This window comes from Novosphingobium piscinae, assembly GCF_014230355.1.
GTDB lineage: Bacteria > Pseudomonadota > Alphaproteobacteria > Sphingomonadales > Sphingomonadaceae > Novosphingobium > Novosphingobium piscinae.
In genome coordinates, this window is record NZ_JACLAX010000012.1 from 19052 (window position 1) to 45634 (window position 26583).

General features: G+C 70.5%; 22 protein-coding genes. 9 read left to right on the forward strand and 13 right to left on the reverse strand.

Going from position 1 to position 26583, the window contains the following annotated elements:
• Nucleotides 1-61: 61 nt before the first annotated feature.
• Nucleotides 62-1408 carry a TldD/PmbA family protein gene (locus H7F53_RS12260; protein ID WP_185679787.1) on the forward strand — a complete coding sequence of 449 codons (1347 nt, stop codon included), beginning with the start codon at nt 62-64 and terminating at the stop codon, nt 1406-1408.
• 95 nt (nt 1409-1503) lie between these two features.
• Here the strand turns inward: H7F53_RS12260 and ppa are convergent, their stop codons facing one another.
• The 3 genes from ppa to H7F53_RS12275 form a co-directional block, all read right to left on the reverse strand.
• Complete coding sequence (gene ppa / locus H7F53_RS12265; RefSeq protein ID WP_185679788.1) at nt 1504-2043, reverse strand: inorganic diphosphatase; 540 nt, start codon at nt 2041-2043, stop codon at nt 1504-1506.
• Nucleotides 2044-2191: 148 nt separating this feature from the next.
• Nucleotides 2192-2872: a DUF1345 domain-containing protein gene (locus H7F53_RS12270; protein ID WP_185679789.1), complete on the reverse strand. Its 681-nt coding sequence runs from the start codon at nt 2870-2872 to the stop codon at nt 2192-2194.
• A 14-nt stretch (nt 2873-2886) separates the two neighbouring features.
• Entirely contained in the window at nt 2887-4947 is a 2061-nt protein-coding gene (locus tag H7F53_RS12275; RefSeq protein ID WP_185679790.1) for a M61 family metallopeptidase, read from the reverse strand.
• 100 nt (nt 4948-5047) lie between these two features.
• Between H7F53_RS12275 and hisS the strand changes: the two genes are divergently transcribed.
• From hisS to metK, 6 genes are all read left to right on the forward strand, one after another.
• Nucleotides 5048-6301: a histidine--tRNA ligase gene (gene hisS / locus H7F53_RS12280; protein ID WP_185679791.1), complete on the forward strand. Its 1254-nt coding sequence runs from the start codon at nt 5048-5050 to the stop codon at nt 6299-6301.
• A 253-nt stretch (nt 6302-6554) separates the two neighbouring features.
• Nucleotides 6555-7619 carry a peptide chain release factor 1 gene (prfA, locus tag H7F53_RS12285; RefSeq protein ID WP_185679792.1) on the forward strand — a complete coding sequence of 355 codons (1065 nt, stop codon included), beginning with the start codon at nt 6555-6557 and terminating at the stop codon, nt 7617-7619.
• Between the two features lie 162 nt (nt 7620-7781).
• Entirely contained in the window at nt 7782-8606 is an 825-nt protein-coding gene (gene prmC / locus H7F53_RS12290; RefSeq protein ID WP_185679793.1) for a peptide chain release factor N(5)-glutamine methyltransferase, read from the forward strand.
• A 257-nt stretch (nt 8607-8863) separates the two neighbouring features.
• Nucleotides 8864-9688, forward strand: a complete 825-nt coding sequence (locus tag H7F53_RS12295) for a DUF4167 domain-containing protein (protein ID WP_246438873.1) — start codon at nt 8864-8866, stop codon at nt 9686-9688.
• Nucleotides 9689-9797: 109 nt separating this feature from the next.
• A complete protein-coding gene (gene lnt, locus H7F53_RS12300) occupies nt 9798-11390 on the forward strand; it encodes an apolipoprotein N-acyltransferase (RefSeq protein ID WP_185679795.1) in 1593 nt (530 codons plus the stop codon).
• Nucleotides 11391-11434: 44 nt separating this feature from the next.
• Entirely contained in the window at nt 11435-12640 is a 1206-nt protein-coding gene (metK, locus tag H7F53_RS12305; protein ID WP_185679796.1) for a methionine adenosyltransferase, read from the forward strand.
• Nucleotides 12641-12794: 154 nt separating this feature from the next.
• On the opposite strand, the gene H7F53_RS12310 is transcribed toward metK, so the two are convergent.
• From H7F53_RS12310 to H7F53_RS12325, 4 genes are all read right to left on the reverse strand, one after another.
• Nucleotides 12795-13481 (reverse strand): glutathione S-transferase, encoded by a 687-nt coding sequence (locus tag H7F53_RS12310; RefSeq protein ID WP_185679797.1) that lies wholly within the window; start codon nt 13479-13481, stop codon nt 12795-12797.
• A 46-nt stretch (nt 13482-13527) separates the two neighbouring features.
• Complete coding sequence (locus H7F53_RS12315; protein ID WP_185679798.1) at nt 13528-14073, reverse strand: glutathione peroxidase; 546 nt, start codon at nt 14071-14073, stop codon at nt 13528-13530.
• A 178-nt stretch (nt 14074-14251) separates the two neighbouring features.
• Complete coding sequence (locus tag H7F53_RS12320; RefSeq protein ID WP_185679799.1) at nt 14252-14911, reverse strand: CoA transferase subunit B; 660 nt, start codon at nt 14909-14911, stop codon at nt 14252-14254.
• Entirely contained in the window at nt 14911-15618 is a 708-nt protein-coding gene (locus H7F53_RS12325) for a CoA transferase subunit A (RefSeq protein WP_185679800.1), read from the reverse strand. The genes H7F53_RS12320 and H7F53_RS12325 overlap by 1 nt, the downstream gene beginning before the upstream one ends.
• Before the next feature lie 196 nt (nt 15619-15814).
• Here H7F53_RS12325 and H7F53_RS12330 point away from each other — a divergent pair, with 196 nt between their 5' ends.
• Nucleotides 15815-16603 (forward strand): universal stress protein, encoded by a 789-nt coding sequence (locus tag H7F53_RS12330; protein WP_185679801.1) that lies wholly within the window; start codon nt 15815-15817, stop codon nt 16601-16603.
• 319 nt (nt 16604-16922) lie between these two features.
• Here H7F53_RS12330 and H7F53_RS12335 read toward each other — a convergent pair whose 3' ends face one another.
• The 3 genes from H7F53_RS12335 to polA all read right to left on the reverse strand — a co-directional run bounded on the left by H7F53_RS12335 (nt 16923) and on the right by polA (nt 22232).
• On the reverse strand, nt 16923-17969 hold the full coding sequence (locus H7F53_RS12335) for a mechanosensitive ion channel family protein (protein WP_185679802.1): 1047 nt from the start codon (nt 17967-17969) through the stop codon (nt 16923-16925).
• Nucleotides 17970-17979: 10 nt separating this feature from the next.
• Entirely contained in the window at nt 17980-19260 is a 1281-nt protein-coding gene (locus tag H7F53_RS12340) for a CHASE3 domain-containing protein (protein WP_185679803.1), read from the reverse strand.
• Nucleotides 19261-19373: 113 nt separating this feature from the next.
• A complete protein-coding gene (polA, locus tag H7F53_RS12345; protein ID WP_185679804.1) occupies nt 19374-22232 on the reverse strand; it encodes a DNA polymerase I in 2859 nt (952 codons plus the stop codon).
• Nucleotides 22233-22613: 381 nt separating this feature from the next.
• Here polA and H7F53_RS12350 point away from each other — a divergent pair, with 381 nt between their 5' ends.
• Nucleotides 22614-22787, forward strand: a complete 174-nt coding sequence (locus H7F53_RS12350) for a hypothetical protein (RefSeq protein WP_185679805.1) — start codon at nt 22614-22616, stop codon at nt 22785-22787.
• Nucleotides 22788-22890: 103 nt separating this feature from the next.
• Here H7F53_RS12350 and H7F53_RS12355 read toward each other — a convergent pair whose 3' ends face one another.
• The 3 genes from H7F53_RS12355 to groL form a co-directional block, all read right to left on the reverse strand.
• Nucleotides 22891-23406: a group III truncated hemoglobin gene (locus H7F53_RS12355; RefSeq protein ID WP_185679806.1), complete on the reverse strand. Its 516-nt coding sequence runs from the start codon at nt 23404-23406 to the stop codon at nt 22891-22893.
• A gap of 120 nt (nt 23407-23526) precedes the next feature.
• The gene (locus H7F53_RS12360) at nt 23527-24621 is read right to left on the reverse strand and encodes a serine hydrolase (RefSeq protein WP_185679807.1); all 1095 of its coding nucleotides are present in this window, start codon (nt 24619-24621) and stop codon (nt 23527-23529) included.
• A 200-nt stretch (nt 24622-24821) separates the two neighbouring features.
• Nucleotides 24822-26459 carry a chaperonin GroEL gene (gene groL, locus H7F53_RS12365; protein WP_185679808.1) on the reverse strand — a complete coding sequence of 546 codons (1638 nt, stop codon included), beginning with the start codon at nt 26457-26459 and terminating at the stop codon, nt 24822-24824.
• Between the last annotated feature and the right edge of the window lie 124 nt (nt 26460-26583).

Here is a 26583-nt window from a genome sequence, read left to right on the forward strand (position 1 = left end):
AACGCGGGCGCCCCGATAAAAGCCGTTCCCTCCGCCGGGGCTGTTGGTCTAAGCGACCGGCATGCTTGATCCTTCCGCCGCGCGCGAGCGCGCCGCCGCCCTGGTCGAACGCGCCCGCCGCGCCGGTGCCGATGCTGCCGACGTGGCCTACATCGCCGATTCGTCCGAGGGCATCCAGGTCCGCCTCGGCAAGCTCGAAGACGTCGAGCGCTCGGAAAGCGAGTACATAGCGCTGCGTGCCTTCGTCGGACGCAGCTCGGCCAGCATCGGGTCGAGCGACCTCGGCGATGCCGCGCTCGACGAGTTGGCGGTACGCGTCGTCGCAATGGCCCGTCTCGCGCCCGAGGACACCTATGCCGGGCTTGCCCCGGCCGAGCGTCTCGCCACCGGGCCGCTGCCGGACCTGGCGTTGGTTGATGCCGCCGAGCCCGGCCCGGCCGACCTGCGCGCGCTGGCCGAGGCGGCCGAGGCCGCCGCGCGCGAGGTTCCCGGCGTGACCAACAGCGAGGGTGCCGGGGCCAGCGCCGGGCGCAGCGTCTTCGCGCTCGCGACCAGTCACGGCTTCGCCGGCGCCTATGAAAGCACCAGCCGCAGCCTGTCTGCCAGCGTGATCGCCGGCGAGGGCGGTGGCATGCAGCGCGACTATGCCTGGCGGTCGGCGCGTCATGCCGCCGACCTGCCTTCGCCGGATGCGATTGGCCGCCAGGCCGGCGATCGGGCGGTGCAGCGGCTGGGGCCTGGGCGCCTTGCCAGCGGATCGATGCCGGTGGTCTTCGCCCCGCGCGTGGGCGGCTCGCTGGTCGGCCACCTGCTCGGCGCCATGTCGGGTGCGGCGATCGCGCGCGGGGCCAGTTTCCTGCTCGGCCGCGAGGACGAACAGCTGTTCGACAGCGCGGTGACGATCCTCGACGATCCGCTCCGGCCGCGCGGCCTGCGCTCGCGCCCGTTCGACGGCGAGGGTCTGGCCACCGCGCCGCGCGCCCTGGTCGAAGGGGGGCGCCTGACCGGCTGGCTGCTCAATGCCGCGGCGGCGCGCCAGCTTGGGCTCGATCCCACCGGTCATGCCGCCCGCGGTGGCGGCGGGGCGCCCGGCATTTCCGCCAGCAACACCCACATCGCCGCCGGGCAGGTCAGCCCGGAGGCGCTGATGGCCGACATCGCCGACGGGGTCTACGTGACCGAGCTGATCGGCCAGGGGGTCAACGGGGTGACCGGCGACTACAGCCGCGGCGCCTCTGGCTTCCGCATCGTCGGCGGCGCCCTGGCCGGTCCGGTGGCCGAATTCACCATCGCCGGCAACCTGATCGAGATGTTCCGCGCTCTGACCCCGGCCGACGATCTTGAGTGGCACCGCACAATCAATGTGCCGACGCTACGCGTCGACGGGATGATGGTCGCGGGGGATTAAGGCGCCCGGGAATGAGGGCTCCCGGGAGTTAGGATGCCACGAGTCAGGCAGGGCCGGCCGCTCCCGGTGGAGCCAGCCGGCCGTGCCGGGCGGGATCAGGCGCCCTTGGCGTCCTTGGCGCGCTCGATCGCTTCGAGGATGATCCGCTTGGCCTCGTCGGCATCGCCCCAAGCGCCGACGCGCACCCACTTCTCGGCCTCGAGATCCTTGTAGTGGGTGAAGAAGTGCTCGATCTGCTGGAGCACGATCTCGGGCAGGTCCGACTTTTCGCCCACGTCCTGGTAATAGGGGAAGGTCGAATCGTCGGGAACGCAGACCAGCTTCTCGTCGCCGCCGTGCTCGTCTTCCAGGTTGAGCACCGCGATCGGCCGCGCGCGCACCACCGAACCGGGCACGAAGGGCGAGCGCGCGATCACCAGCGCATCGAGCGGGTCGCCATCGGGCGAGAGCGTGTGCGGGACGAACCCGTAGTTCGCCGGGTAGCGCATCGGGGTGTGCAGGATGCGGTCGACAAACAGTGCGCCCGATGCCTTGTCGAATTCGTACTTCACCGGTTCGCCGCCCACCGGCACTTCGATGATGACGTTCAGGCTGTCGGGCGGGTTCTTGCCCACGGGGATCATGTCGATGCGCATGAGAAGCCTTCTGTTTTGCCGCCGCGGGCCCCTGCCCGGGTCGGTGATTCGCGCGCTTAGCCGGGGGCGTGCTGCATCGCAACAGGCAGCATGGTCGGGCCGGGGACGCGCCGGGCCGGACGCAATCGATCGCATCCGCGGGGGGGGCTCAGCCGCTCCCGCCGCCCAGCGCGTTGATCGTGAAGGCGATCACCCCGATGTTGAAGATGAAGGCGGCCATGGCATGGAGCAACGCCACCCCGCGCATGCGGCTGGTGGTCAGGGCCACGTCCGAGGTCTGGAACGTCATGCCCAGGGTAAAGGCGAAGTAGGCGAAGTCGATATAGCCGGGCTGCGGCGTGGCCGGAAAGGCGAGCCCGCCCCGATCACCATGGCCGGTGGGGTGCGCGCCGTAGTATTCGTGGGCGTAGTGCAGCGCATAGACGCTGTTGGCGAACCCCCAGGCCAGTAGCAGCGTGGCGATCAGCGCGGCCGTGGCCAGCCCGCTGCCCTGCCGGGCGGCGGGCAGCTCGCCAGCGATCGCCGTCAGCACCACCAGCACCAGCAGCGAGGTGATGATCAGCACCATCAGCCGGTTGGCATCGTTGGCCGCGGCCTGCCGGCGGATCGTTGCGGCATCGCCGGCCCGCACCAGCGGCAGCAGCGAGAGCAGGAACAGGCCCGCGGCCAGATCGAAACCCAGCGCGAGCGACGTGGTCCAGGGTGCGGCCGGCATGAGCCGCTGGTGTGCCCAGCCGGACAGGCCGAGCAGCGCCAGCATGGCGAGGAAGCGCGGCGGGCCGATGGTCCGCCCGACCAGGCGGCGCAGCGGGCGCCCGGCGCGGTCCATCGGCGGCGGCGGGCTCAGAGGTCCCGCGGCACGGTCGTCGCGGCGGCGGCCGTCGGCGCCGGCCGCAGCCGCGGCGCGAGCAGCAGGTCGAGCCCGGCCGGACCCTTGCCCGGCGCCTTCTCGAGCCAGGGATAGCGCAGCCCGCCGCGGTAATCGATCGTCACGGTGCGCACCGCGTCGCCGCGCTGGACCACCAGCTGCAGCGGCGCCGGGCTGCCGGCCGGGGCGGCCTTGGCCGCGGTGATGGCATCGCGCAGCACCGCCGGATCATAGGCCCGGCCGTTGACCGAGACGATCTTGGTGCCGTTGACCAGCGCTGCCTCGAAGGCCGGGCTGCCCCAGCGCACAGCGGTGACCTTGGCATCCTTGTCGATCGTCACGCCCAGCGAATAGGTCAGGCTGAGCACGCGGGCATCGGCGAAGCGGCCCTTCTCGAACGGGTTGGGGGTGTCGCGCCAAACCAGCTTGTAGCCCCCCTGCTCAATCCCGGCGAGCGGGGCCGGGCGGCCCGGCTGGTTGATCCGCTCGCGCAGGAACTTGTCCCAGTCATGGGGGTAGATGCCGTTCAGCGTGGTGACCAGATCTTCGAACTCGTAGGTCACCGTGCCCCAGTCGCCGTCGCGGATGCCGAAGAAGGCCTTGGCGAAATCGTCCATGCCCTTCTTGCCGCCGGTCCCGGCGCGGATCAGCTGATCGGCCTCCAGCCAGACCAGCGCGCCCTCGGTGTAGTAGTCTTCGCCGCGGGTCAGCGAGGCATAGGGCTTGGGCTTGCGCGCGGCCATGATCGGATCGAAGGTCGTGTCCTCGACCGAACGCCAGGCGCGGCCGGGCGAATCGACGAAGCCAGCGGCATTGGCCGCCAGCATGCCCAGCACCGAATCCCTGGTCTGCACCCCCGAGCGCGCCGCCAGGACATAGCCCCAGAACTGGTTCTGCCCTTCATAGACCCACAGCAGGTTGTCGCCCATCGGCTGGCGGAAATCGGGAGTCCACAGCTTGGCCGGACGGCGGAACTTGCCATCCCAGCTGTGCGACAGCTCGTGCGGGATGACGTTGCGGTCCCAGTCCATCCCGGTCCAGTCGATCCAGCTGGTCGGCTCCATCTGGTTCTCGCTCGACCGGTGGTGTTCCAGCCCGATCCCGCCCATGCGGTCGGTCAGGGCGAGGAGGAACTCGTAGTGGTCGAAGTGCCGGCTGCCATAGAGCGCCACGGCCTCGTTCACCAGGTTGCGATAGGTCGCGAGATGCTCGGGCTTGATCGCCAGCAGCTTGGGATCGTCGGCCACCACGTTCATCGCCACGTTCTGTCCCAGGTCCCAGCGCTGCGCATGGATCCCCGCGAAGATCGGCGAATCGACCAGGGTCTCGTAGTCGACCGGGGCCCAGCTGGCGGTGTTGGGCGCAGTGGTCGCCGGGCTCGCGCTGCTGGCCGGTCCGACGGCGCCGTCCAGCGCGGTGAAGGCGCGCCAGCCCCTGGGGAAGGTCACGGTCGGGCGGACCATGATCCGGCGGGTATAGTGCCCGGCCGGATAGAACGACATCAGGTCCCATTCGAGATTGAGCATCTCCGGGGTCATCGTCACCCGCCCCTCGGCCGGCTGCAGCGGCGAGGTGTGGACGAAGCGCGCGGTCACCTCGCGGGTGCCGGCGGGCAGGTCGATGTGGAAGGCGAAGACATCGGCCGGATCGCGCTGCCAGCTCAGCAGGCGCTCGCCGGCATAGAAGCGCAGGTCGGCCACCTGTTCCGCACGGCCACGCGGCGCGTGGGCGCCGGGGGTCCATTCGGGCAGGAGCAGGGTCAGCCGGGCCGTGCCCTCGGTCACCGGGATCCGCTCGACCACGCGGTAGACCCCGCGCGCCACGTCGGTGGCGTCGATCTCCAGCGCGATCGTACCGGGATAGGGTTCGTCGCGCGGGGCGGGAATCAGCTGCGGCAGCGGCACCGCCATGGGGGCGGAGCGGGCCGGGGCCGGTGTCTGGGCTGCGGCCGGCGCGGCGGCGAGCGCCGTGCCCAGGGCCGTGGCAGCAAGCAGGAGGACGGGGAGGGGCGAGCGGGGGCGTGCGAGTGATTTCATCCGTTATTAGAATCAGGAAAGCGGGCCCGAGGCAAGCCATCCCGGTGACCGAGTTCTCCCGGCTTTCCCGCGCGCCCGGAACGCGGTAAGCGGCCGCGCCATGAGCAGCACCCAGACCCCGCCCATCCAGACGCCTCAGGCGATCCGCGGCACCCAGGACATCTTCGGCGCCGAGGCCGAGGCCTTCGGCTTCGTGGTCGAGACCTTCGAGCGCGTGCGCCGGCTCTACCGCTTCCGCCGCGCCGAGATGCCGGTGTTCGAAAAGACCGCGGTGTTCAGCCGCTCGCTGGGCGAGACCACCGACGTGGTTTCCAAGGAGATGTATTCGTTCGAGGATCGCGGCGGCGAATCGCTGACCCTGCGGCCCGAGTTTACCGCTGGGCTGGCGCGCGCCTACCTGACCAACGGCTGGCAGCAGTACGCTCCGCTCAAGCTGGCCACCCATGGCCCGCTGTTCCGCTATGAACGCCCGCAAAAGGGGCGGTACCGCCAGTTCCACCAGATCGACGCCGAGGTGATCGGCGCGGGCGAGCCGCAGGCCGATGTCGAGCTGCTGGTGATGGCCGATCAGCTGCTCCACGAACTGGGCATTGCCGATGGCGTCACCCTGCAGCTCAACACGCTGGGCGATGCCCCCAGCCGCGAGGCCTGGCGACAGGCGCTGATTGCCTACTTCCGCGACCATGCGGGGCAGCTGAGCGAGGATTCGCAGGAGCGGCTGGAGAAGAACCCGCTGCGCATCCTCGATAGCAAGGACCCGCGCGACAAGCCTTTCACCGCCGCCGCGCCGAAGATCGACGATTTCCTGAGCGGCGAGGCGCAGGACTTCTTCGGCCGGGTCACCAGCGGCCTCGACGCCGCGGGCGTTGCCTGGACCCGCGCCCCGGCGCTGGTCCGCGGGCTCGACTACTATCGCCACACCGCGTTCGAATTCGTCACCGACCGGCTCGGCGCCCAGGGCACCGTGCTCGGCGGCGGGCGCTACGACGGGCTGATCGAGGCGCTGGGCGGTCCGCCCACCCCGGCGGTCGGCTGGGCCGCGGGGATCGAGCGGCTGGCGATGCTGGTGGGGGAGAAGGGCGAGGTCCCACTGGAAGTGGTTATTGTAGTCGAAAGCGACGAAGCTCTGCTTTTCGCTACGCAGAAGCTAGCGGCGTTACGCCGAGCTGGATTCTCGGCCGACATGATCGCGTCCGGTTCGCCAAAAAAGCGCTTTGATAAAGGGGTGAAGTCGGGCGCGGAGAGCATGATTGTCGTCGGATTTGATGGGGTCAAATCAGGCCTTCGGTTAAGGTCAACGCCGAACTCTTCACGGGGCAAGAAGCTGGAACATCTCGTGGAGCTGTGGGGGTGATCGTCAGTACGATCGTCCGTCACCCTGAACTCGTTTCAGGGTCCATTCCGCCCCACACGGCTCCGCGTCCGCAGGCAGGATGGATGCTGAAACGAGTTCAGCATGACGACGAGGGGGTGGGGGGCGTTTCCCCTTGGCGTCGCCCCTGCGCAGGCAGGGGCCCATCCACGCTCTCCCGCAGCGCACGGCTCGGTTGGGCAAGCTCGGGTTGGGTCCCTGCCCCCGCAGGGGCGACGAGGCGTGGGACCAACCCATGTCCGTAAGCGACACCCGCCTCGCCCAGATCGCCGCGCGCTTTGCCGAGCTCGAGGCGCGGCTGGCCTCGGGCACGCTCGAGGGCAAGGAGTTCATCGCCGCCAGCCGCGACTATGCCGAGCTCGAGCCGGTCGCGCGCGCCGCCGCGGCGGTGCGGGCCATGCGCGGCGAGCTGGAGAGCCTGGCCACGCTGGACGATCCCGACATGCGCGAGCTGGCCGAGGAAGAGGCTGCGCGCCTCCGCGTCGAGCTCCCCGCTGCCGAACAGGCCCTGGCCATCGCCATGCTGCCGCGGGACGCGGCCGACAGCCGCCCGGCCATGCTGGAAATCCGCGCCGGCACCGGCGGGGACGAGGCCGCGCTGTTCGCCGCGGACCTCTACCGCATGTACGAACGCTTCGCCGCCGAACAGGGCTGGCGGGTCGAGCTGGTCAGCGCCAATGCCTCGGAGATCGGCGGGTTCAAGGAAGTGGTCGCCCATGTCTCGGGCTCCGGCGTCTTCGCCCGGCTGAAGTACGAAAGCGGCGTGCACCGCGTCCAGCGCGTCCCCGTGACCGAGAGCGGCGGGCGTATCCACACCTCGGCCGCGACCGTGGCGGTCCTGCCCGAGCCCGACGAGGTCGACGTCCAGATCGAGGACCGGGATCTCAAGATCGACATCTTCCGCGCCTCGGGCGCGGGTGGGCAGCACGTCAACACCACCGATTCGGCGGTGCGCATCACCCACCTGCCGACGGGCCTGGTGGTGATCTGCCAGGACGAGCGCAGCCAGCACAAGAACAAGGCCAAGGCCCTGCAGGTGCTGCGCGCGCGGCTCTACGAGAAGATGCGCGACGAGGCCCAGGGCGCCGAGGCCGAGGCGCGCAAGGCGATGGTCGGATCGGGCGACCGGTCGGAGCGGATCCGCACCTACAATTTCCCGCAGGGCCGCGTCACCGACCACCGCATCAACCTGACGCTGCACCGGCTGCCCGAGATCCTCGAGGGGCCAGGGCTGGGCGAGCTGGTCGACGCGCTGATCGCCGAGGATCAGGCCAAGCGGCTGGCGGCGATGGATGGCTGAGCACCGGGCCGGGCTGCCGTGGGTGCGCAGGCTTCGACAGGCTCAGCCTGAGCGGGTTCTGGCTGCGGACCGGTTGGGGCTTTGCAGGACAGGCCGGTTGTCAGGCATGACCCGTTCTCCACATCCGCTCGGGCTGAGCCTGTCGAAGCCCGCAGGGGCCGCATGACCATCGCCGCTGCCCTGCGTGACGCTGCGGCCGTACTCGCCGCAACCAGCGACACGGCGCGGCTCGATGCCGAAGTGCTGCTGGCCCACGCGCTGGGCGTGACCCGGTCCGACCTGCTGCTGCGGTACCAGCGCGACCCGGTGCCGGAGGGCTTCGGCGCGCTCGTCGAGCGGCGGCTGGCGCACGAGCCGGTGGCCTATATCACCGGCCGGCAGGAGTTCTTCTCGCTCCCCTTCCGCGTCTCGCCCGCCGTGCTGATCCCGCGCGGCGACAGCGAGGTGCTGGTCGAGGCGGCGCTGGCCGCCCGGCCGGATGCGCGCCGCGTGCTCGATTGCGGGACCGGCTCGGGGGCGCTGCTGCTGGCGGTGCTGGCGCAGCGGCCGTCAGCCCGGGGGATCGGGATTGACCGTTCGGCGCGGGCCCTGACGGTGGCCGCAGGCAATGCGGCGGCGCTCGGACTGGCCGCGCGCGCAGCCTTCCTCCAGCGCGACTGGACTCGCCCGGACTGGTGCGCGGGGCTGGGCGGGGCCGACCTGATCCTGGCCAATCCGCCCTATGTCGAGAGCGGCGCACGGCTGGCCGCCTCGGTCGCGCAGCACGAACCGGCGGAGGCCCTGTTCGCCGGGCCCGACGGGCTCGACGACTATCGCCGCCTGATCCCGCTGCTGCCTCGCCTGCTCGCCCCCGGCGGGGTCGCCTGCGTCGAGATCGGGTACGATCAGGCCGCCGCCGTTGCCGCGCTGGCGGCGGCGGCCGGGCTGGTGTCGCGGGTCCACCGTGATCTGGCCGGGCGCGACCGCGTGGTGGAAATGGCGCGCTGAGCGCGGCGGCGAAGATTTCCCTTGGCAAGCCGGTTCCCGCCGCCTAAATCGCAGGAGAACCAGCGGATAGACGGTACGCTCCTCTCCTGCCGGTTCAATTCCAGCATTTGCAACCGGGCCGGTCTTCGCACCGCGAACCTTGGCAGATGTCGGGACCCGCGGTGCGGCGCGCGAGGCGTTGCGCCGGGCGGAGAAGGTGCGAATCGCCCAGCGACGGGGCTTCTGCCGCGCGGCGATCCGGTGAAGGAAAGTCACCCTTGAACAACAATCGTGGGAATAACCGTCGGCGCGGGCGCGGCAACAACCGTCCCCAGGGCGGCGGCCAGCAACTCAACCGGATCGACAGCCGCGCCCGGGGCAATGCCCCGCAGCTGCTGGAAAAGTACCGCAAGCTTGCCCAGGACGCGCACCAGAATGGCGACCGGGTGCTGGCGGAGTACTACCTGCAGTTCGCCGACCACTACTTCCGCGTGATCGCCGACACCCGGACCCGCCAGGAGGAGCAGCGGCGGCCGCGCGACGAGCGCTGGCAGGAAGCGTCCGAGGAGGGCGATGACGCCGGCGAGTTCAGCGGCGACAGCGATTTCGCCTTCGACCAGCCGGTCTACACCCGCCGCGAGCGCGAGGACCGCGAACCGCGCGAACCGCGGGACCGGGATCGCGACCAGCCCCGCGAGCGCGAGGCCCGCGAGCCGCGTGAGCCGCGCGAACGGCCCCAGCGTGAGCGTGACACGCCGCGCCGCGACGAGCCGGTGGCCGAGCCTGCGGCCGAGGCGAACGGCGGCGACGAGGCCGCGTCGGTCTACGAGCCGGCCGAGAATCCCTTCGTGCGCGGCACGCGCGGGCTGCGGCCGCGCCGCGAGGACCGCCGTCCGCGCCGCGATACCCCGCGCGACGAGCCGGCCGCGGCTGTGGCCGCTGACGAAGGCGAGGCGCCGGCGCGGTTCGATGCCGCGCTGCTGCCGCCGTCCTTCGCTGTGCGCGACGAAGCTCCGGCCAGTGACGACGCTGAGGCGGCTCCGGCCCCCAAGCGGCGCGGGCGCAAGCCGAAGGCCGCCGCCCCGGTCGGCGGCGAGGGTTGAGCCGGGGGTTGAGCCGGGGGTTGAGGCGCGGGCTGGCCGGCGGGCTCATCGCCCCGGGCCTGCGCTTTCCGGCTTAACACGATCGGGCTGACCGGCCAGAAGGGCGGCCATGGCCGATCGTGCATTGCCTCTCCCTGTCCCGCCGGCGCTGCGCCGGTTGGCCTGGCTGCTCCCGCCCGCCGCCGGGGCGCTCGCGGCGGGCGGTTTTCCCCCGGTGGCGCTGTGGCCGCTGACCCTGTTCGGGCTGGCCCTGCTGGTGGCCCTGCTGGCGCGTGCGCCGGGACCGGGCCGCGCTGCGCTGTGCGGCTGGCTCTGGGGGGTGGGACACTTCTCGCTCGGCAACGGCTGGATCGCCACGGCCTTCACCTACCAGTCCAATATGCCCGCCGCGCTCGGCCCGGTCGCGGTGGTGCTGCTCGCGCTCTATCTCGCGGTCTTTCCCGCCGCGGCGGCGGCGCTTGCCGTGGCGTTCGCCCGGGGGCGGCCGACCGCGCTGGTTCCGGCCTTTGCTGCGGCCTGGATCCTCAGCGAATGGCTTCGTGGCTGGCTGTTCACCGGCTTTCCGTGGAATCCGCTGGCCGTGGCCGCGCTGGGTGGGCCGGAACGCGCCGGGCTGGCCCAGGTGCTGCCGTGGACCGGCACCTATGCGCTGTCCGGGCTGGTCGCGCTGCTCGCCGCGCTGTGGTGGCGCGGCTGGAGCCTGCGGGTGGCGCGGCCGGGTCTGGCGCTGCTGCTCGTCGCGGTCCCGCTCGCCACCTTCCGCCTGCCGCAGTTGACCCCGCCCGATCCCCCCGGACGCCTGCCCTTTACCCTGGTTCAGCCGGGCATACCGCAGGACGAGCTGGATGATCCTGCCCGCTTCGAGGCGCAGTTCGCCACCGCAGCCCGCCTCACCCGCGCTGCCAGGCCGGCCGCGCGGCGACTGGTGCTCTGGCCCGAGTCCGGGCTGCCCGACTACCTGCGCGAGGGCTATCCGGCATGGTTCTATGCGGCGACGACCTATCGCGGCGATCCGGTCGCGGCGCGCGCGCGGCTCGGCCGGGTGATCGGGCCGGGTGGGCTGCTACTGACCGGCGCGGTCGATCTGGTGGTCGAACGGGGCCGTGCCGTCGCGGCGCGCAACGTCGTCACCGTGGTCGATGCCGGCGGGACGATCCGCGGCTCCTATGCCAAGGCGCACCTCGTGCCCTATGGCGAGTATCTGCCGCTGCGCGCCTGGCTGACCCCGCTGGGCCTGTCGCGGTTGGTGCCCGGCGATTTCGACTTTGCGGCGGGGCCGGGGCCGCGCACCCTGGCGCTCGGGCCGTGGGGCCGGGCGGGGGTGCAGATCTGCTACGAGATCGTCTTCTCGGGCGAGGTGATCGACCGCGCCGACCGCCCCGACTTCCTGTTCAACCCGTCCAACGACGGCTGGTTCGGCGCGGCCGGGCCGCCGCAGCACCTGGCCCAGGCGCGGCTGCGCGCCATCGAGGAGGGGGTGCCGGTACTGCGCGCCACCACCAACGGGATCAGCGCGGTGATCGACGCCAACGGGCTGATCCGGCACAGTCTGCCCCGGCCGATCGCCGGGCGGATCGACGGGTTTGTCCCCGTCGCGCATGCGCCTACGCCCTTTGCACGGTTTGGCAACAGGTTGGCGTTAGTCTGGGCGGCGGCGCTGGTTCTGTGCAGCATGCTTGCCTTGTGGCGAGCCCGAGGCTAGGAAGCGCCGCACATAAAGATTTCTTTATATCGGAAGCGAGCCCCATGCGCAGCGAATACCTGTTCACATCCGAAAGCGTCTCCGAAGGCCATCCCGACAAGGTCGCCGACCAGATCAGCGACGCCATCGTTGATCTGTTCCTGTCGAAGGACCCCGAGGCGCGCATCGCCTGCGAGACGCTGACCACCACCCAGCTCGTGGTCCTGGCCGGCGAGATCCGTTGCAAGGGCGTCTACGAGAATGGCGAATGGGCCCCCGGCGCCCAGGCCGAGATCGAGGCGACGGTGCGGCGCACGGTCAAGGAGATCGGCTACGAACAGGACGGCTTCCACTGGGAGAAGTTCGAGTTCATCAACCGTCTGCACGGCCAGTCGGCGCACATCGCGCAGGGCGTGGACGCGGCCGACAACAAGGACGAGGGCGCGGGCGACCAGGGGATCATGTTCGGCTATGCGACCGACGAGACCCCCGACCTGATGCCGGCGACGCTCTACTACAGCCACAAGATCCTCGAGAAGATGGCGGCCGACCGTCATTCCGGTGCCGCGCCGTTCCTCGAGCCCGACGCCAAGAGCCAGGTTACCCTGCGCTACGAGGGCAGTCTGCCGGTCGCCGCGACCGCCGTGGTCGTCAGCACCCAGCACGCCCCGGGCTATGACCAGGGCGAGAAGGAGGCCGCGCTGCACGCCTATGTGAAGGGCGTGATCGCCGCGGTGATTCCGCCGGTGCTGCTGCGCGAGACCGAATACTTCATCAACCCCACCGGCAGCTTCGAGATCGGCGGCCCCGATGGCGATGCCGGCCTGACCGGGCGCAAGATCATCGTGGATACCTACGGTGGCGCGGCCCCGCACGGCGGCGGCGCGTTCTCGGGCAAGGATCCGACCAAGGTCGACCGCTCGGCCGCCTATATCAGCCGCTATCTGGCCAAGAACGTGGTGGCTGCCGGCCTCGCCACGCGCTGCACGATCCAGCTGGCCTATGCCATCGGCGTGTCCAAGCCGCTGTCGCTTTATGTCGACACGCACGAGACCGGCACGGTCGGCGACGACAAGATCGAGGCGGCGATCCTGTCGCTGCCCGAACTGGGCGGGCTGACTCCTCGCGCGATCCGCACGCGGCTGGGTCTGAACAAGCCGATCTACCGGCCGAGCGCCGCCTATGGCCACTTCGGCCGCAAGCCCGAGGGTGATTTCTTCCCCTGGGAGCGCACCGACCTGGTCGCCTCGCTGAAGGCCGCGCTGGACTGATGATCGTCTCGTTCTCTCCCCTTCAGGGGAGAGATACGCAGGCTTGCTGCGTCAGCGGCTAGCCGGAGTTGAGAGGGGATGGGGCCGGTGTTGCGCACTGGCCCCTCTCCCAACCCTATCCCCTGAAGGGGAGAAGGCGATGTGTTCCGAGGCCCTACCCCGCCCGGTAATCCGCCACGATCTCGCCGGCTGCGGCCAGCTCCTCCTCGTGGCTGGCTTCGCGCCAGGTCTCGGCGAGGGCTTCCGCTTCCCACTGCCGCATCGCCGGGTGGGCGATCACCCGGTCGACCCAGCCCTGCGCCAGCGGCCCCACGTCGAGCCCGTAGGTGCGGATACGGAAGGCCACCGGGGCGTAGAAGGCGTCGGCCGCGGTGAAAGCGGCGCCCGCCAGCCAGGGGCCGCCGAAGCGGGTCAGCCCGGTCTCGAAGATCTCGCGCAGGCGCGCCACGTCGCGCAGCAGCGCGGCCGACGGCGGCCGCGGTTTGACCCGCACGCCCACGTTCATCGTGCAGTCGTTGCGCAGCGTGGCGAAGCCCGCATGCATCTCGCACACCACCCCCTGCGCGAAGGCGCGTGCCGCCGGATCGGCGGGCCAGACCGCCGGATGCCGGTCGGCAAGGTACAGGGTGATGCCGAGTGAATCCCACTGGGTGTGGTCGCCATCGACCAGCGCCGGCACCTGCCCGGTCGGCGAGAAGCTGCGGAACGCGGCATAGTTGGTCGGCTGGGTGAAGGGCTCCAGCCGGTCGGCGAAGGGAATGTCCAGCGCCTTCATCAGCACCCACGGGCGCAGCGACCAGCTCGAATAGTTGCGGTTGGCGGTAATCAGGACGTAGCCCATGCGGCCTCCCTGGCGGACTGGATGGTGGCTGCGCGCGGTGCGCCGGTCAGGCGGCCAGCGCCGCCTCGATCGCCGCGACCAGCGCCGGATCGTCCGGGGTGACGCCCGGGGCGAAGCGGCCGATCACCGTGCCGTCGCGCCCGATCAGGAACTTCTCGAAGTTCCACAGCACCTCGGGGTCCTCGGTCGGGGTCATGCCATAGCCCTTCAGCCGCTCACGGAACTCCTCCGCCGGACCGACCTTGGCGGGCTGGGCCGCGGTCAGCGCGGCGTAGAGCGGCTGCTTGTCCGGGCCGGTCACGTCGGCCTTGGCGAACAGCGGGAACGAGACGCCGTAGTTGAGCGAGCAGAATTCGGCGATTTCCTCGTGGGTGCCCGGCTCCTGCGCGCCGAAGTCGTTGGCGGGGAAGCCCAGCACCTCGAAGCCGCGGTCACCGTAGGCCTGGTAGAGCTTTTCCAGCCCCGCGTACTGCGGCGTCAGCCCGCACTTGCTGGCAACGTTGACCACCAGCAGCACCTGGCCGGCGTGCTGGGCCAGGCTGTCGGGCTGGCCGTCGATGCGGGTCAGCGGAATCGTGGCGAGATCAGTCATGGCAGGCTCTCTTTCAAGTTTCGGCCCTCCTGTCCGGAGAGACCTTCTCCCCCTCCGTTCGCCTCGGGCGAAGTCGACAGGCTTCGCACAGCGTGTCTCGACTTCGCTCGACACGAACGGAAGGGGGGCTTGGCCGATCACACCATGGCCGGTTCCCGGCTGCAACCGGATTGTGGCTTCAATCGATGTAGTGCGCGGTGGTCTTCGCCCGCACCTCGTCCGGGGTGACGCCGGGGGCGCACTCGACCAGGCGGAACGGGCTGGCATGGTCCGGGCGCTGGAACACGGCCAGATCGGTCACGATCATGTCGACCACGCCCACCCCGGTCAGCGGCAGGGTGCAGGCCGGGATGAACTTGGCGCTGCCGTCCTTGGCGCAGTGCTCCATCACCACGATGATCTTCTTGACCCCGGCGACCAGGTCCATCGCCCCGCCCATGCCCTTGATCATCTTGCCCGGGATCATCCAGTTGGCGATGTCGCCGTTCTCGGCCACCTCCATCGCCCCCAGCACGGTCAGGTCGATCTTGCCGCCGCGGATCATCGCGAAGGACTGCGCGCTGTCGAAATAGGCCGAATGCGGCAGCTCGCTGATCGTCTGCTTGCCGGCATTGATCAGGTCGGCGTCGACCGCGTCCTCGGTCGGGAAGGGGCCGATGCCGAGCATCCCGTTCTCCGACTGCAGCGTCACCGTGATGCCCTCGGGCACGTGGTTCGCCACCAGGGTCGGGATGCCGATGCCCAGGTTCACATAGTAGCCATCGCGCAGCTCCTGCGCGGCGCGGGCCGCCATCTGGTCGCGGCTCCAGCCCTTGGTCAGTCCATCATGCTTGGTCATCAGCCGACATCCGTGCTGCGGGTGGTGCGGAACTCGATCTTCTTGTCGTAGGGCGCGCCGACGACGATACGCTGGACGTAGACCCCGGGCAGGTGGATCGCATCGGGATCAAGGGTGCCGGGTTCGACCAGCTCCTCGACCTCGACCACGCAGACCTGTCCGCAGGTGGCGGCGGGCACGTTGAAGTTGCGCGCGGTCTTGCGGAACACGGTGTTGCCGGTCGTATCCGCCTTCCACGCCTTGACGATCGCAAGATCGGCAAAGATGCCCTGCTCGAGGATATAGTCCTCCCCGCGGAAGCGCTTGACCTCCTTGCCCTCGGCCACCAGCGTGCCGACCCCGGTCCGGGTGTAGAAGCCGGGGATGCCGGCACCGCCGGCGCGCATCCGCTCGGCCAGGGTGCCTTGCGGGCAGAACTCGACCTCGAGCTCGCCGGCGAGGTACTGCCGCTCGAACTCCTTGTTCTCGCCGACATAGCTGGCGATCATTTTCTTCACCTGCCGCGTGCGCAGCAGTTTGCCGATGCCCTCGTTGTCGATCCCGGCATTGTTGCTGGCGAAGGTCAGGTCCTTGACCCCCGAGTCGCGGATCGCGTCGAGCAGCCGCTCGGGGATGCCGCAAAGTCCGAAACCGCCGCTGGCGATCAGCATACCGTCCCGCAGCAGTCCGGCCAGCGCCGTCTGCGCGTCGGGATAAACCTTGTTCATCAGTCCTCCGCCGAATGGGGGCGTGCCGCCCCGGGGGTCCCTCGTCCCCCTCCTATTGCAGCGCAGCGGGCCTGTCACGGGGCAAAGCCAACGGGTCTGACGGGGTGGCTTGATCCACGTCATGGACGGCACCGCGCGATCGGGCCACAGCGGCAGGACCAGGTCGAGTCCGGCCCTCCCACAGGAGTTTACGCCAATGCGCTCCCTTCTAGTCGACGCCCGCCCCGGTCCCGCCGGCCGTGCCCGGATCGAGACCGCCCTCACGCTGGCCCGCCAGTTCGACGGCCATGTTACGCTGCTGGTCGATACCCCGGTCGATCGCTTCATCGCGGTGGACGGGCTGGGCGGGAGCCTGGTCTCGGCCGAGGCGCTGCGAGACGCCATGGCCGAGGACGATGCCTTCGCTGCCGCGATCGACGCCCAGCTGGCGCGCCAGGATGTGTGCTGCGACGTGGTCCGGGGCGAGGGCGAGCCGGTGGCGGCGCTAGCTGCCGCAGCGCGGCTGGCCGATCTCGTGGTGGTCTCGCGCGGGGAGCCGCTCGCCGCCGACCTGCCGCTCGCCACGCGCTGCCCGGTGCTGGCGCTCGCCCCGGGCGAGGCCGCCGCCGGGCCGTTCGCGCGGATTGCCGTCGCCTGGGACGGCGGTGACAGCGCAGCCCACGCGCTGCGCGCCAGCCTGCCGCTGCTGGTGCGGGCCGATACGGTCACCGTGCTGACGGTGCAGGGCGAGGCCGAGGCCGCCGGCTATCCCGCAACTGAGGTCCTGTCCTATCTGTCCCGCCACGGCGTCTCGGCCGAGCTGCGCCCGCTGGTCCGCCAGGGCTCGGCCGCTGCGACGCTCGCGACCGTTCTGGCGGTCGATCCGCCGGACCTCGTGGTGATGGGTGCCTATGGCCACGGCCGCCTGCGCGCCGCCCTGTTCGGTGGGGTCACCGAGCGCCTGCTCGGCGCCGGTGCCGGGCCCGCGCTGCTGCTCGCCCATTGAGCCGCACCGCGCCTCCGCGGTGCGCGCTGCAACGCAGCAGACTTCGCGTGTGCGCAGTGATTGCGAACGGCTCGCAGCTGGTTGTTCCGTCCAATCGCCAGCATTCCCGGGGATCCTGCACAAAAGGACAGGGTCGATTGCGTAAATTGCAACCACTTTGACGCTTTTCGCACTTGCACAATAGCCGAGTCGGGGGTACTCCGAACCTGCCTTTCAGGCATCCTCTCCCAAGACTTCAAAGGCCCGGTCGGCAACGACCGGGCCCTTTTTTTGGTATCGGTACCAGCGCTGTCCTCACGATTGGGCCGGACGGGGCCGGTCAGCCGCCCGGTCGGGGCAGGCTGACCGCCTCGGGCAGCTCGCTGCGCAGCCACTCCAGCATCTCCTCGCGCAGCGCCAGACGCAGCTGGCCCAGCGCGGTCGGTTCGGCTGCGCTCATCACCAGCTTGAGCTCGATCGCGTCGATCCGCGCATCGGCCACCTGCAGCGCCCCGACCCGGCGGTCCCATTCGGGGCGCGCCGCCAGCTTGGCTTCGTAGGCCGCCCGGATCGGGGCGATCGGGGTACCGGGCTGGACCGCGAGCACCACCGAGCCGGTGATCCCGCCCCCCACCCGCGACCAGTTCTGGAAGCTGGCATCGAGGAACCGGGTGGTCGGCACGATCAGCCGGCGCTCGTCGGCGGTCCGGATCACCACATAGGTCATGCGGATGTCCTCGACCCGCCCGCTCTCGCCCTCGACCACCACGTGGTCGTCGATCCGGATCGGTTCGGTCAGCGCCATCTGGATGCCCGCGATCAGGGACTTGAGCGCGGGCTGCGCCGCCGCCCCCACCGCCAGCGCGGCAAGCCCGGCCGAGGTGATCAGCGTCACCCCCACGGTCCTCACCCCGGGGAGCGAGAGCAGCATCAGCGCCACGGTGACGAAGATGATGACGAAGCGCAGCGAGCGCGACAGGATCGCGATCCGCGTCCGCCGGCTGCGCGACGAGAGGTCGTCCTCGGCCAGCCGGGCGCGGCTGTCCACCGCCAGGGCATAGGCGCGCACCAGCCGCACCGCGATCCAGCCGAGCAGCGCCGGGATGACGAAGCGGTCGACCGCGCCCCAGACCCGCGCCAGCAGGGCCGAGCTCTCGCCCGCCAGCTCGATCGCGACCGCGATCAGCGCCCAGCGCACCGGTCCGCGCAGCCGGTCGACCACGACCTCGTCGGAGGCGAGCTGCGACAGCCCGGCGACCCGCGTCAGCAGTCGAAACAGGACGATGTGGAGCAGCAGCGCAAGGGCAATCGCCACGGCCGCCGCGAGCGCCGCGGCAGGGAGCTGGCGGGCCAGGGGGGCGAAGGCGGGGAGATGATCGATCAGCATCGGTGTCGGACTACGCCGATAGCGGGATTTCGATCCGCACGACAATGCCTGCCGTGGTGAAAGTCCGCTCGATCGTTCCGCCAAGCTGGCGCGACGAACTGTCGATCAGCGCACTGCCGAACCCGCGCCCGCCCTGCGTGGCAGGGACCGGTGCGGCCGCGCGTTCGCTCCAGTCGAGCCGCAGCCGCCCGCCGGTCAGTTCCCAACGCACCGTCAGCTCGCCGCCGGGCTCGGCCCAGGCCCCGTACTTGACCGCATTGGTGGTGAGCTCGTGCAGGACCAGCCCGAGCGGGACAATCGCGTGCTCGGGCAGTTCCACCGGCGGACCCTCGACCGTGCAGGCATGGTCCTCGCTGCGGTAGGGCTGCAGCGCGGTCGCGACGAGTTCGTGCAGTGCGGCGCTGCGCCGCGCCGAGGTCCCCTGGCTCACGTCGTGGGCGGTCAGCAGCGCGTGGATCCGCTGGGCGATACGGTCCACCGTCGGGCGCGCCTCGGGCTGGCCACGCCCGGTCATCTTGACGATCGCCAGGACCACCGCGAACAGGTTCTTGACGCGGTGGTTCAGCTCGCTGGCCAGCAGGTCGGCCTGGTCGCGCGCGCGTCGCAGCTCCTCGGCGTTCTCGGCGCGGGCCTCGGCATCGGCGGCGCGGATCACCTGGACCAGCCCGAGCCCGAGCGTGGCGAGGATCACCACCAGCAGCACCGCGAGCAGCGGCAGGATCCGCGCTTCGGCGGCGACCGCGCGCTCGCGCGCCGCCTCGAACGCGCCCAGCTCGAGCTGTTCCAGCTCGGCCACGGCCAGCCGCAGCCGCTCCATCATGTCCTGGCCTTCGTCGGTCAGCAGCCGCCGTCGCGCCTCGAGCAGGTCGCCGCCGCGGATCAGGGTGACCGATTCGCCCAGTTCGGCGAACCTGTCTGTGCTCAGCGTCTCGATCTCGCCCAGCAGGGCGCGCTGTCGCGGAGTCAGCTCGGGGCCCATCAGCTTGCGCAGCCGCGCCAGATTGCCGCGGTACTGCTCGCGCGCCACCAGATAGGGGGCCAGGTAGCGGCGATCGAGCGTGATCAGATAGCCGCGCTGGCCGGTCTCGCCGTTCACTGCGGTGCGGCTGATGTCGCGCAGCGCCATCAGCACGGCGTTGGTCCGGGTCGCCTGCTCGCGCTGCTGCCGCTCGGCCCGGACGGTCTGCCACACCACCGTCACCCCGCCGATCAGCGCGGCGGCAACGAAGCCCAGCAAAAGCAGCGTGGAAAACCCCGGCCCGCGCCGCCAGCGAGAGAAGCGCAGTGCCATCCTGCTGAATTACTTGCTCAATGATGGGGCGTAAACCCGTTTGTGACCTGCCGAAACGCCGCCCCGCGGCTCATGCGAGGCGCGCCGGACCCCTGCTGATGGCGCCATGCTGCCTAGTGCGCCGCGCCCCAGTTCGGCCCGGTGCCGATCTCGATGCCGAGCGGCACGTCGAGCCGCACGCTCGGCAGCGCGGCCTCGGCCATGACCCGCTCGATCACCGGCGCGGCCGCCGCGGCATCGCCGGCGGGGAGTTCGAAGACCAGTTCGTCGTGGACCTGCAGCAGCATCCGCACCTGGCCCAGCCCGGCGTCGGCCAGCGCCGGGCCCATGCGGGCCATCGCGCGCTTGATGATGTCCGCGCTGGTCCCCTGGATCGGGGCGTTGATCGCCGCGCGTTCCGATCCGGCGCGCTCGTTGGGATTGGCCGCGTTGATCCGCGGGAACCAGGTCTTGCGGCCGAACAGCGTCTCGGAATAGCCCTTCTCGCGCACGCTCTCCAGCGTGGCGTGGATGTAGCGGCGGATGCCGGGGAAGCGCTCGAAGTAGCGGTCGATCATCGCCTGGGCCTCGTCGCCGCTCACCCCCAGCCGGCCGCCCAGCCCCCAGCGCGAGATGCCGTAGAGGATCGCGAAGTTGATCGTCTTGGCGCGCGCGCGGGTGTCGCGGTCGACCAGTCCGAACATCTCGCGCGCGGTGCGCGCGTGGATGTCCTCGCCGCGGGCGAAGGCGTCCTTCAGTTCGGGCACGTCGGCCATGTGCGCGGCCAGCCTGAGCTCGATCTGCGAATAGTCGGCGGCGAGCAGCACGTGGCCCGGCTCGGCCACGAAGGCCTCGCGGATCTGGCGGCCGATCTCGGTGCGGATCGGGATGTTCTGCAGGTTCGGCTCGGTCGAGGAGAGCCGCCCGGTCTGCGCCCCGACCAGGCTGTAGCTGGTGTGGACGCGGCCGGTCCGGGGGTTGATCGCCGCCTGCAGCGCGTCGGTGTAGGTGGATTTCAGCTTGGTCAGCTGGCGCCACTCCAGCACCTTGGTCGCCACCTCGGCGCCCTGCGCGGCCAGCCCTTCCAGGATGCCCTGGTCGGTCGAATACTGGCCGGACTTGCCCTTCTTGCCGCCCTTGTAGCCCAGCTTGTCGAACAGGATGTCGCCCAGCTGCTTGGGGCTGCCGATGGTGAACTCCTGCCCGGCCAGGGCGAAGATGTCCTGTTCCAGCCCGGCCATGGCCGCCGCGAACTCGGTTGACAGCCGCGCCAGCCGCTCGCGGTCCACCTTGATCCCGTGGCGCTCCATCTCGGCCACCACGGGAACCAGCGGCCGGTCGACCCGCTCGTAGACCCGCGTCCCGCCCTCCTCGGCGAGGCGGGGCTTGAGCACGCGGTGCAGCCGCCAGGTCACGTCGGCGTCCTCGGCGGCATACTGGGTGGCGCGGTCGAGCGGGACCTCGGCGAAGGAGATCGCCTTCTTGCCGGTGCCGCAGATGTCCTTGAAGGCCAGGGTGGTGTGGCCCAGATGGCGGCGCGCCAGCTCGTCCATGCCGTGGCCCCCTCCGATGCCCTCCTCGCCGCGCCCGGCATCCAGATCGAAGCTGATCACCATGGTATCGTCGATCGGCGCGACCGAGATGCCGTGGCGGGCCAGCACGTTGAGATCGTACTTGATGTTCTGCCCGATCTTGAGGACCGCGCCGCTTTCCAGCAGCGGCTTGAGCAGCGCCAGCGCCTCGGTGCGGTCGATCTGCCGGGGCTTTTCGGCGAACATGTCGGTCCCACCGTGGCCCAGCGGCACATAGCAGGCATCGTTCGGCCCCAGCGCGAGGCTGACACCGACCAGATCGGCCTGCATCGCGTCGAGCCGGCTGGTCTCGGTATCGACCGCCAGCCTGCGCGCGGCGAAGGCCCGCGCGATCCAGTGCTCCAGCCGCTCGCGGGTCTGGACGCATTCATAGGTGGCGCGGTCCACCGGCGGCAGCGGCGGCAGCTCCTGCCGGTCCCCGCGGACCTCGGCTGGCGCGGCCGGCGCCGCCGGGTTGACCGGCTTGGCCGGGTGGAGCTGGGTCTTCGGCCCGGGCGCGGCCTGCCCGCCATCGAGCCGCTTGAGCAGGCTGGTGAAGCCGTGCTCTGCCAGGAAGGCGGCCAGTGGCGGCCGGGGCACGGCCGCGAGCGCGAAATCGTCGAGCGCCACCGGCAGGTCGCAGTCCTCCTTGAGCTGCACCAGCCGGCGCGACAGCCGCGCCATGTCGGCCTGCTCGATCAGGCTGTCGCGCAGCTTGCCCGGCTTCATCGCCGGGGCGGCGGCCAGCGCCCCCTCGAGGCTGCCGTGCTCCTGGATCAGCTTGGTCGCGGTCTTGGGGCCGATTCCCCGGATCCCGGGCACGTTGTCCACGGCATCGCCCATCAGCGCCAGCACATCGCCGACCAGTTCGGGCGGCACGCCGAACTTCTCGACCACTTCGGGAATGTCGATCCGCTGGTTCTTCATCGTGTCGAGCATGTCGATCCGCCCGCCCGCCGCGGCCTCGCCGGGGGGCGGGCCGACCAGCTGCATCAGATCCTTGTCTGAGGACACGATCGTCACGTCCCAGCCGCGCGCGGCGGCGGCGCGGGCATAGGAGGCGATCAGGTCGTCGGCCTCGAGCCCCTCCTCCTCGATGCAGGCCAGGCTGAAGGCGCGGGTCGCGTCGCGGATCAGCGGGAACTGCGGCACCAGGTCCTCGGGCGGGGGCGGGCGGTTGGCCTTGTACTGGTCGTAGAGGTCGTTGCGGAACGAGGTGCCGGCCTTGTCGAGAATCACCGCGAGGTGAGTCGGCCCGTCGGCCTGGTGGAGGTCCTCGGCCAGCTTCCACAGCATCGTCGTATAGCCGTAGACCGCCCCCACCGGCACGCCCTGCGGGTTGGTCAGCGGCGGCAGCCGGTGATAGGCGCGGAAGATGTAGGCCGAGCCGTCGACCAGGTAGAGATGCTGCTTGGAGTCCATGGCTGCCTTCCTACCACCGCCACGGCGCGGCGCCAGAGCCGCGGGCCTGGCAACCGTCCGCCATCCCCGGCCGCATCGCCCCGCCGCCGCGCGGGGCCGGTCCCGGTGAGACCGGGCGAAAAAAGACGATTGCGGCGCGGCTTGGCCATGACCTTGCCACAATTGCGCATTATCAGGATCGAGATTGGCAGAAATCCGCCACCTGTCGCGCAAAATGGCAGCGACTCGGCGACTAGTGCTTGCATCGCTCCCGCAAGGCGGATATTTGGCACGCGAAGTCTACTGTCGCGGTAGGCTTTCCGCGCGGTTATCCGCATGTCCAGGGCTCAATCCAGGACAGCGAAGCCGGGCGTGGTCCACTCGCTGATCAAGGATTTTCCCATGCGCAAGATCGTTCTCGCCGCTGTCGCCACCTCGGCCATTTTCGCCCTCTCGGCCTGCAAGGGCGAGGAAGCTGCTCCGGCCGCCACCGAGACCGCTTCGGAAGAAGCTGCTCCGGCTGCTGACGCCACCACCGAGGCCGCTGCCGAAGCGACCACCGAAGCTGCGATGTAATCTTCGCCGCAAGGTATTCAGGGAAGGCGCGCGGACCCCGGTCCGCGCGCCTTTTCTGTTGCGCCGGACGCGGGCGGCGCGGCCCCGGGGCGGGGAACCGCTGTCAGGCCGAGAAGACGGGCAGGTCGGCACCGGCCCGGGCCCCGCGCAGCCCCTGCGCGCGGGTGGCGATGCCGGTCAGCAGGCTGTCCGCGATCATCCGCGCCCGCTGCGCCACCAGCGCCTGGGCCGCGGGCGCCAGCGCGCGCTCGGCGCCCACCTCGCGCAGCGTCGCATAGAACAGGCCCAGCCACTGGACGAAGTGCGCCGTCTCAAGCCCGGGCAGGGCCATGTGCGCCTGCATCGGATTGCCGCTGTACTCGCCAGAGCCGTGGAGGATCGCGCGCCAGAACCGGTTCATGCGCGCCAGATGGACGGGCCAGTCGGTAATGCGCCCGGTGAAGATCGGCCCCAGCACGGCATCGGCGCGGATGCGGCCATAGAAGCGCTCGACCAGCGCCGCGACAAAGTCATCGTCGAGCCCCTGGGCCTCCGCTGCGACGCGCTTGCGCCGCGCCGCAGCGCGCGCCTTGTCATGGCCGGTCTTGCGCAGCGGGGCGGGGGCGGCAGGCTCGCTCATGCTGCGCAAATGGCCGGCGAAGCGGCGGTGCGCAAGGCTTTGGCGATGGGGCGAGCGGGGAAAGAACGGCAGCAGGCGCGGTGCCGATGGGGCCGGCCAGACACCCGGTCCAGGGCCGCCTCAGCGCAGCGCGGCGCGCAGCGGGCGTTCGGTCGAATAGCCGTCGTAGATGGTGCGGGCCAGCAGCGCGATGCGCGATTCGCGGCCGGGCTTCCCGCCCTGGCCGGTGACATAGATCGCCACCGCCAGCTTGCGGCCGTCGGGGGTCTCGATGAAGCCGACATCGCTGGCGGTGTTGTACAGGGTGCCGGTCTTGTGCGCGATCGCGGTGCCCTCGGGCAGCATCGCGCGCATCCGGTTGCGCCCGGTGACGCAGCGGCTCATCGCGCCCAGCAGCACCTCGCGGCTGTCGCGGCTCAGCCAGTGGCCCTGATGCAGCCCGGCCAGCAGGCGGACCATGGCGGCCGGGGTGATGCTGTCGCGCCGGTCGATCGTGATCGCCGGGTTCACCGCGCCGTCGTCGCGCACCAGGGTGGCGATGTCGCGGTCGAGCCGGAACTCCTCGATCCCGGTGGTGTTGCGCACCCAGCGGGTGACCGCGGCGGGGCCGCCGACCACGGCGAGCAGGGCATCGGTCGCCTCGTTGTGGCTGCGGCTGATGGCCAGTTCGATCAGTTGCAGCGCCGACAGCTCGGCGCCGCGGCGCACCGGGGCCACCGCGGTCGAGAGCTTGGCCGAGGGCAGCGGCACCATGAGCGGGAAGCGGTCGCTCAGCGACCACTTGCCCTGGTCGACCCCGGCGAGGAACATCGCGACGATGGCGATCTTGCTGGTGCTGGCCATCGGGAAGGGCTGGTCGCCCTGAACGCTGACCGTGCGGCCCGTGGCCAGGTCGAGCGCGGCCACGCCGATCCGGCCCTGCGCGGCATTGGCCAGCGAGGCGAGCTGGACCTCCAGCGCATCGCCGCGCGGAGCCGCGGTGGGGCGCGGCAGGTCGGCGAAGCGGTCGGCCCGCGGGGCGGGGAGGGTGGCCACCGCCGGACGCGGCAGGACCACCGCCTTCGGCGCGCGGGGAGTGGTGCCGAGCACCCGGTCGAACTGGCTTTCCAGGCTGGCGGCAGAGGTGACGGCAGCCGACGCCGGCGCGGCGTGTGCGGCCAGCGGCGTCGCCGCGACACTGGCTGCCAGCAGCAGCCGTGTGATCCTGGCAAGCATTCCCGTCGTCACACCAGAGACCCTAGCCCGTCCGTGTTGAGAAAAGGCTAACCATGGCGAAACATTTGACGCAAGCGGCAACGCGACGAGCCGTGTTCCCGGTACGGTGGCGGCGGGGACCAGCAAGCCGTTCAACCGCCACGAAAAAGGGCCGGGAGATTGCTCTCCCGGCCCCGTTTCTGCGTGGTTTGGCGTAGACCTCAGAAGTCCATGCCGCCCATGCCGCCGCCCGGCATTGCCGGCATGGCGGGCTTGTCCTCGGCGCGCTCGACGATGCCCGCCTCGGTGGTGATCAGCAGGCCCGAGACCGAGGCCGCGTCCTGCAGGGCAGTGCGCACGACCTTGGTCGGGTCGATCACGCCGGCCGCCTTGAGGTTCTCGTAGGTGTCGGTCGCGGCGTTGAAGCCCTGGTTCTGATCGCCCTCGCGCAGCAGGTTGCCCGCCACCACGGCGCCGTCATGGCCGGCGTTCGCGGCGATCTGGCGCAGCGGGGTCTGGATCGCGCGGCGCACGATGTCGATGCCCTTGGTCTGGTCGTCGTTGGCGCCCTTCAGGCCTTCGAGGGCCTTGGTGGCATAGAGCAGCGCGGTGCCGCCGCCCGGGACGATGCCTTCCTCGACCGCGGCGCGGGTGGCGTGGAGCGCGTCGTCGACGCGGTCCTTGCGCTCCTTCACCTCGACCTCGGTGGCGCCGCCGACCTTGATCACGGCCACGCCGCCGGCCAGCTTGGCGAGACGCTCCTGGAGCTTCTCGCGGTCGTAGTCGCTGGTGGTGACTTCGATCTGGGCGCGGATCTGCTCGACCCGGGCCTTGATGTCGTCAGCCGAACCGGCGCCGTCGACGATCGTGGTGTTGTCCTTGTCGATGGTGACCTTCTTGGCCTGGCCGAGCATCGACAGCGTGACGCTCTCGAGCTTGATGCCGAGGTCTTCCGAGATCATCTCGCCGGCGGTCAGCGTGGCGATGTCGCCCAGCATGGCCTTGCGGCGGTCGCCGAAGCCCGGCGCCTTGACCGCGGCGATCTTCAGGCCGCCACGCAGCTTGTTGACGACCAGAGTGGCGAGCGCCTCGCCCTCGATGTCCTCGGCGATGATCAGCAGCGGACGGCCCGACTGCACCACGGCCTCGAGGATCGGCAGCATCGCCTGCAGCGACGACAGCTTCTTCTCGTGGATCAGGATGTAGGGGTTATCCAGCTCGGCAACCATCTTCTCGGGGTTGGTAACGAAGTAGGGCGAGAGGTAGCCGCGGTCGAACTGCATGCCTTCGACGACATCCAGCTCGAACTCGAGACCCTTGGCCTCCTCGACGGTGATCACGCCTTCCTTGCCGACCTTCTCCATCGCCTCGGCAATCTTCTCGCCGACCTCGGTGTCGCCGTTGGCCGAGATGATGCCGACCTGGGCGATTTCGGCCGAACCCGAAACCGGGGTCGAACGGGCCTTGAGGTCCTCGACGACCTTGCCGACGGCGATGTCGATGCCGCGCTTCAGGTCCATCGGGTTCATCCCCGCGGCCACGGCGGTCAGGCCCTCGCGGACGATCGCCTGAGCCAGCACGGTGGCGGTGGTGGTGCCGTCACCCGCGGCGTCGTTGGCCTTCGAGGCGACCTCGCGCAGCATCTGCGCGCCGAGGTTCTCGTACTTGTCCTTGAGTTCGATCTCCTTGGCGACCGACACACCGTCCTTGGTGATGCGCGGCGCGCCGAAGCTCTTCTCGATGACGACGTTGCGGCCCTTGGGGCCCAGCGTGACCTTCACCGCGTCGGCGAGGATGTCCACGCCCTTGAGGATGCGTTCGCGCGCGTCGCGCCCAAACTTGACGTCCTTGGCAGCCATTGTGTGTTTCCTTCTCTATCATCGTCCCGGGCTTGCCCCGGGATCGCGGGCGACTTGGTGCGCCCTCGAAAAGTTGCGTGAGTGGGGTGGAGATCCCGACCTGCGTCAGGATGTCCGTTATCGG

Coding starts and splice junctions, on each gene's coding strand:
- H7F53_RS12355 (WP_185679806.1), bottom strand. CDS start 23,406: ATGAGCGAGCCTGCCGCCCCCGCCCCGCTGCGCAAGACCGGCCATGAC.
- hisS (WP_185679791.1), top strand. CDS start 5,048: ATGAGCAGCACCCAGACCCCGCCCATCCAGACGCCTCAGGCGATCCGC.
- H7F53_RS12330 (WP_185679801.1), top strand. CDS start 15,815: ATGCGCTCCCTTCTAGTCGACGCCCGCCCCGGTCCCGCCGGCCGTGCC.
- groL (WP_185679808.1), bottom strand. CDS start 26,459: ATGGCTGCCAAGGACGTCAAGTTTGGGCGCGACGCGCGCGAACGCATC.
- ppa (WP_185679788.1), bottom strand. CDS start 2,043: ATGCGCATCGACATGATCCCCGTGGGCAAGAACCCGCCCGACAGCCTG.
- H7F53_RS12335 (WP_185679802.1), bottom strand. CDS start 17,969: ATGCTGATCGATCATCTCCCCGCCTTCGCCCCCCTGGCCCGCCAGCTC.
- H7F53_RS12325 (WP_185679800.1), bottom strand. CDS start 15,618: ATGAACAAGGTTTATCCCGACGCGCAGACGGCGCTGGCCGGACTGCTG.
- prfA (WP_185679792.1), top strand. CDS start 6,555: ATGTCCGTAAGCGACACCCGCCTCGCCCAGATCGCCGCGCGCTTTGCC.
- prmC (WP_185679793.1), top strand. CDS start 7,782: ATGACCATCGCCGCTGCCCTGCGTGACGCTGCGGCCGTACTCGCCGCA.
- H7F53_RS12360 (WP_185679807.1), bottom strand. CDS start 24,621: ATGCTTGCCAGGATCACACGGCTGCTGCTGGCAGCCAGTGTCGCGGCG.
- H7F53_RS12270 (WP_185679789.1), bottom strand. CDS start 2,872: ATGGACCGCGCCGGGCGCCCGCTGCGCCGCCTGGTCGGGCGGACCATC.
- H7F53_RS12340 (WP_185679803.1), bottom strand. CDS start 19,260: ATGGCACTGCGCTTCTCTCGCTGGCGGCGCGGGCCGGGGTTTTCCACG.
- H7F53_RS12315 (WP_185679798.1), bottom strand. CDS start 14,073: ATGACTGATCTCGCCACGATTCCGCTGACCCGCATCGACGGCCAGCCC.
- H7F53_RS12320 (WP_185679799.1), bottom strand. CDS start 14,911: ATGACCAAGCATGATGGACTGACCAAGGGCTGGAGCCGCGACCAGATG.
- metK (WP_185679796.1), top strand. CDS start 11,435: ATGCGCAGCGAATACCTGTTCACATCCGAAAGCGTCTCCGAAGGCCAT.
- H7F53_RS12275 (WP_185679790.1), bottom strand. CDS start 4,947: ATGAAATCACTCGCACGCCCCCGCTCGCCCCTCCCCGTCCTCCTGCTT.
- H7F53_RS12310 (WP_185679797.1), bottom strand. CDS start 13,481: ATGGGCTACGTCCTGATTACCGCCAACCGCAACTATTCGAGCTGGTCG.
- lnt (WP_185679795.1), top strand. CDS start 9,798: ATGGCCGATCGTGCATTGCCTCTCCCTGTCCCGCCGGCGCTGCGCCGG.
- H7F53_RS12260 (WP_185679787.1), top strand. CDS start 62: ATGCTTGATCCTTCCGCCGCGCGCGAGCGCGCCGCCGCCCTGGTCGAA.
- H7F53_RS12350 (WP_185679805.1), top strand. CDS start 22,614: ATGCGCAAGATCGTTCTCGCCGCTGTCGCCACCTCGGCCATTTTCGCC.
- polA (WP_185679804.1), bottom strand. CDS start 22,232: ATGGACTCCAAGCAGCATCTCTACCTGGTCGACGGCTCGGCCTACATC.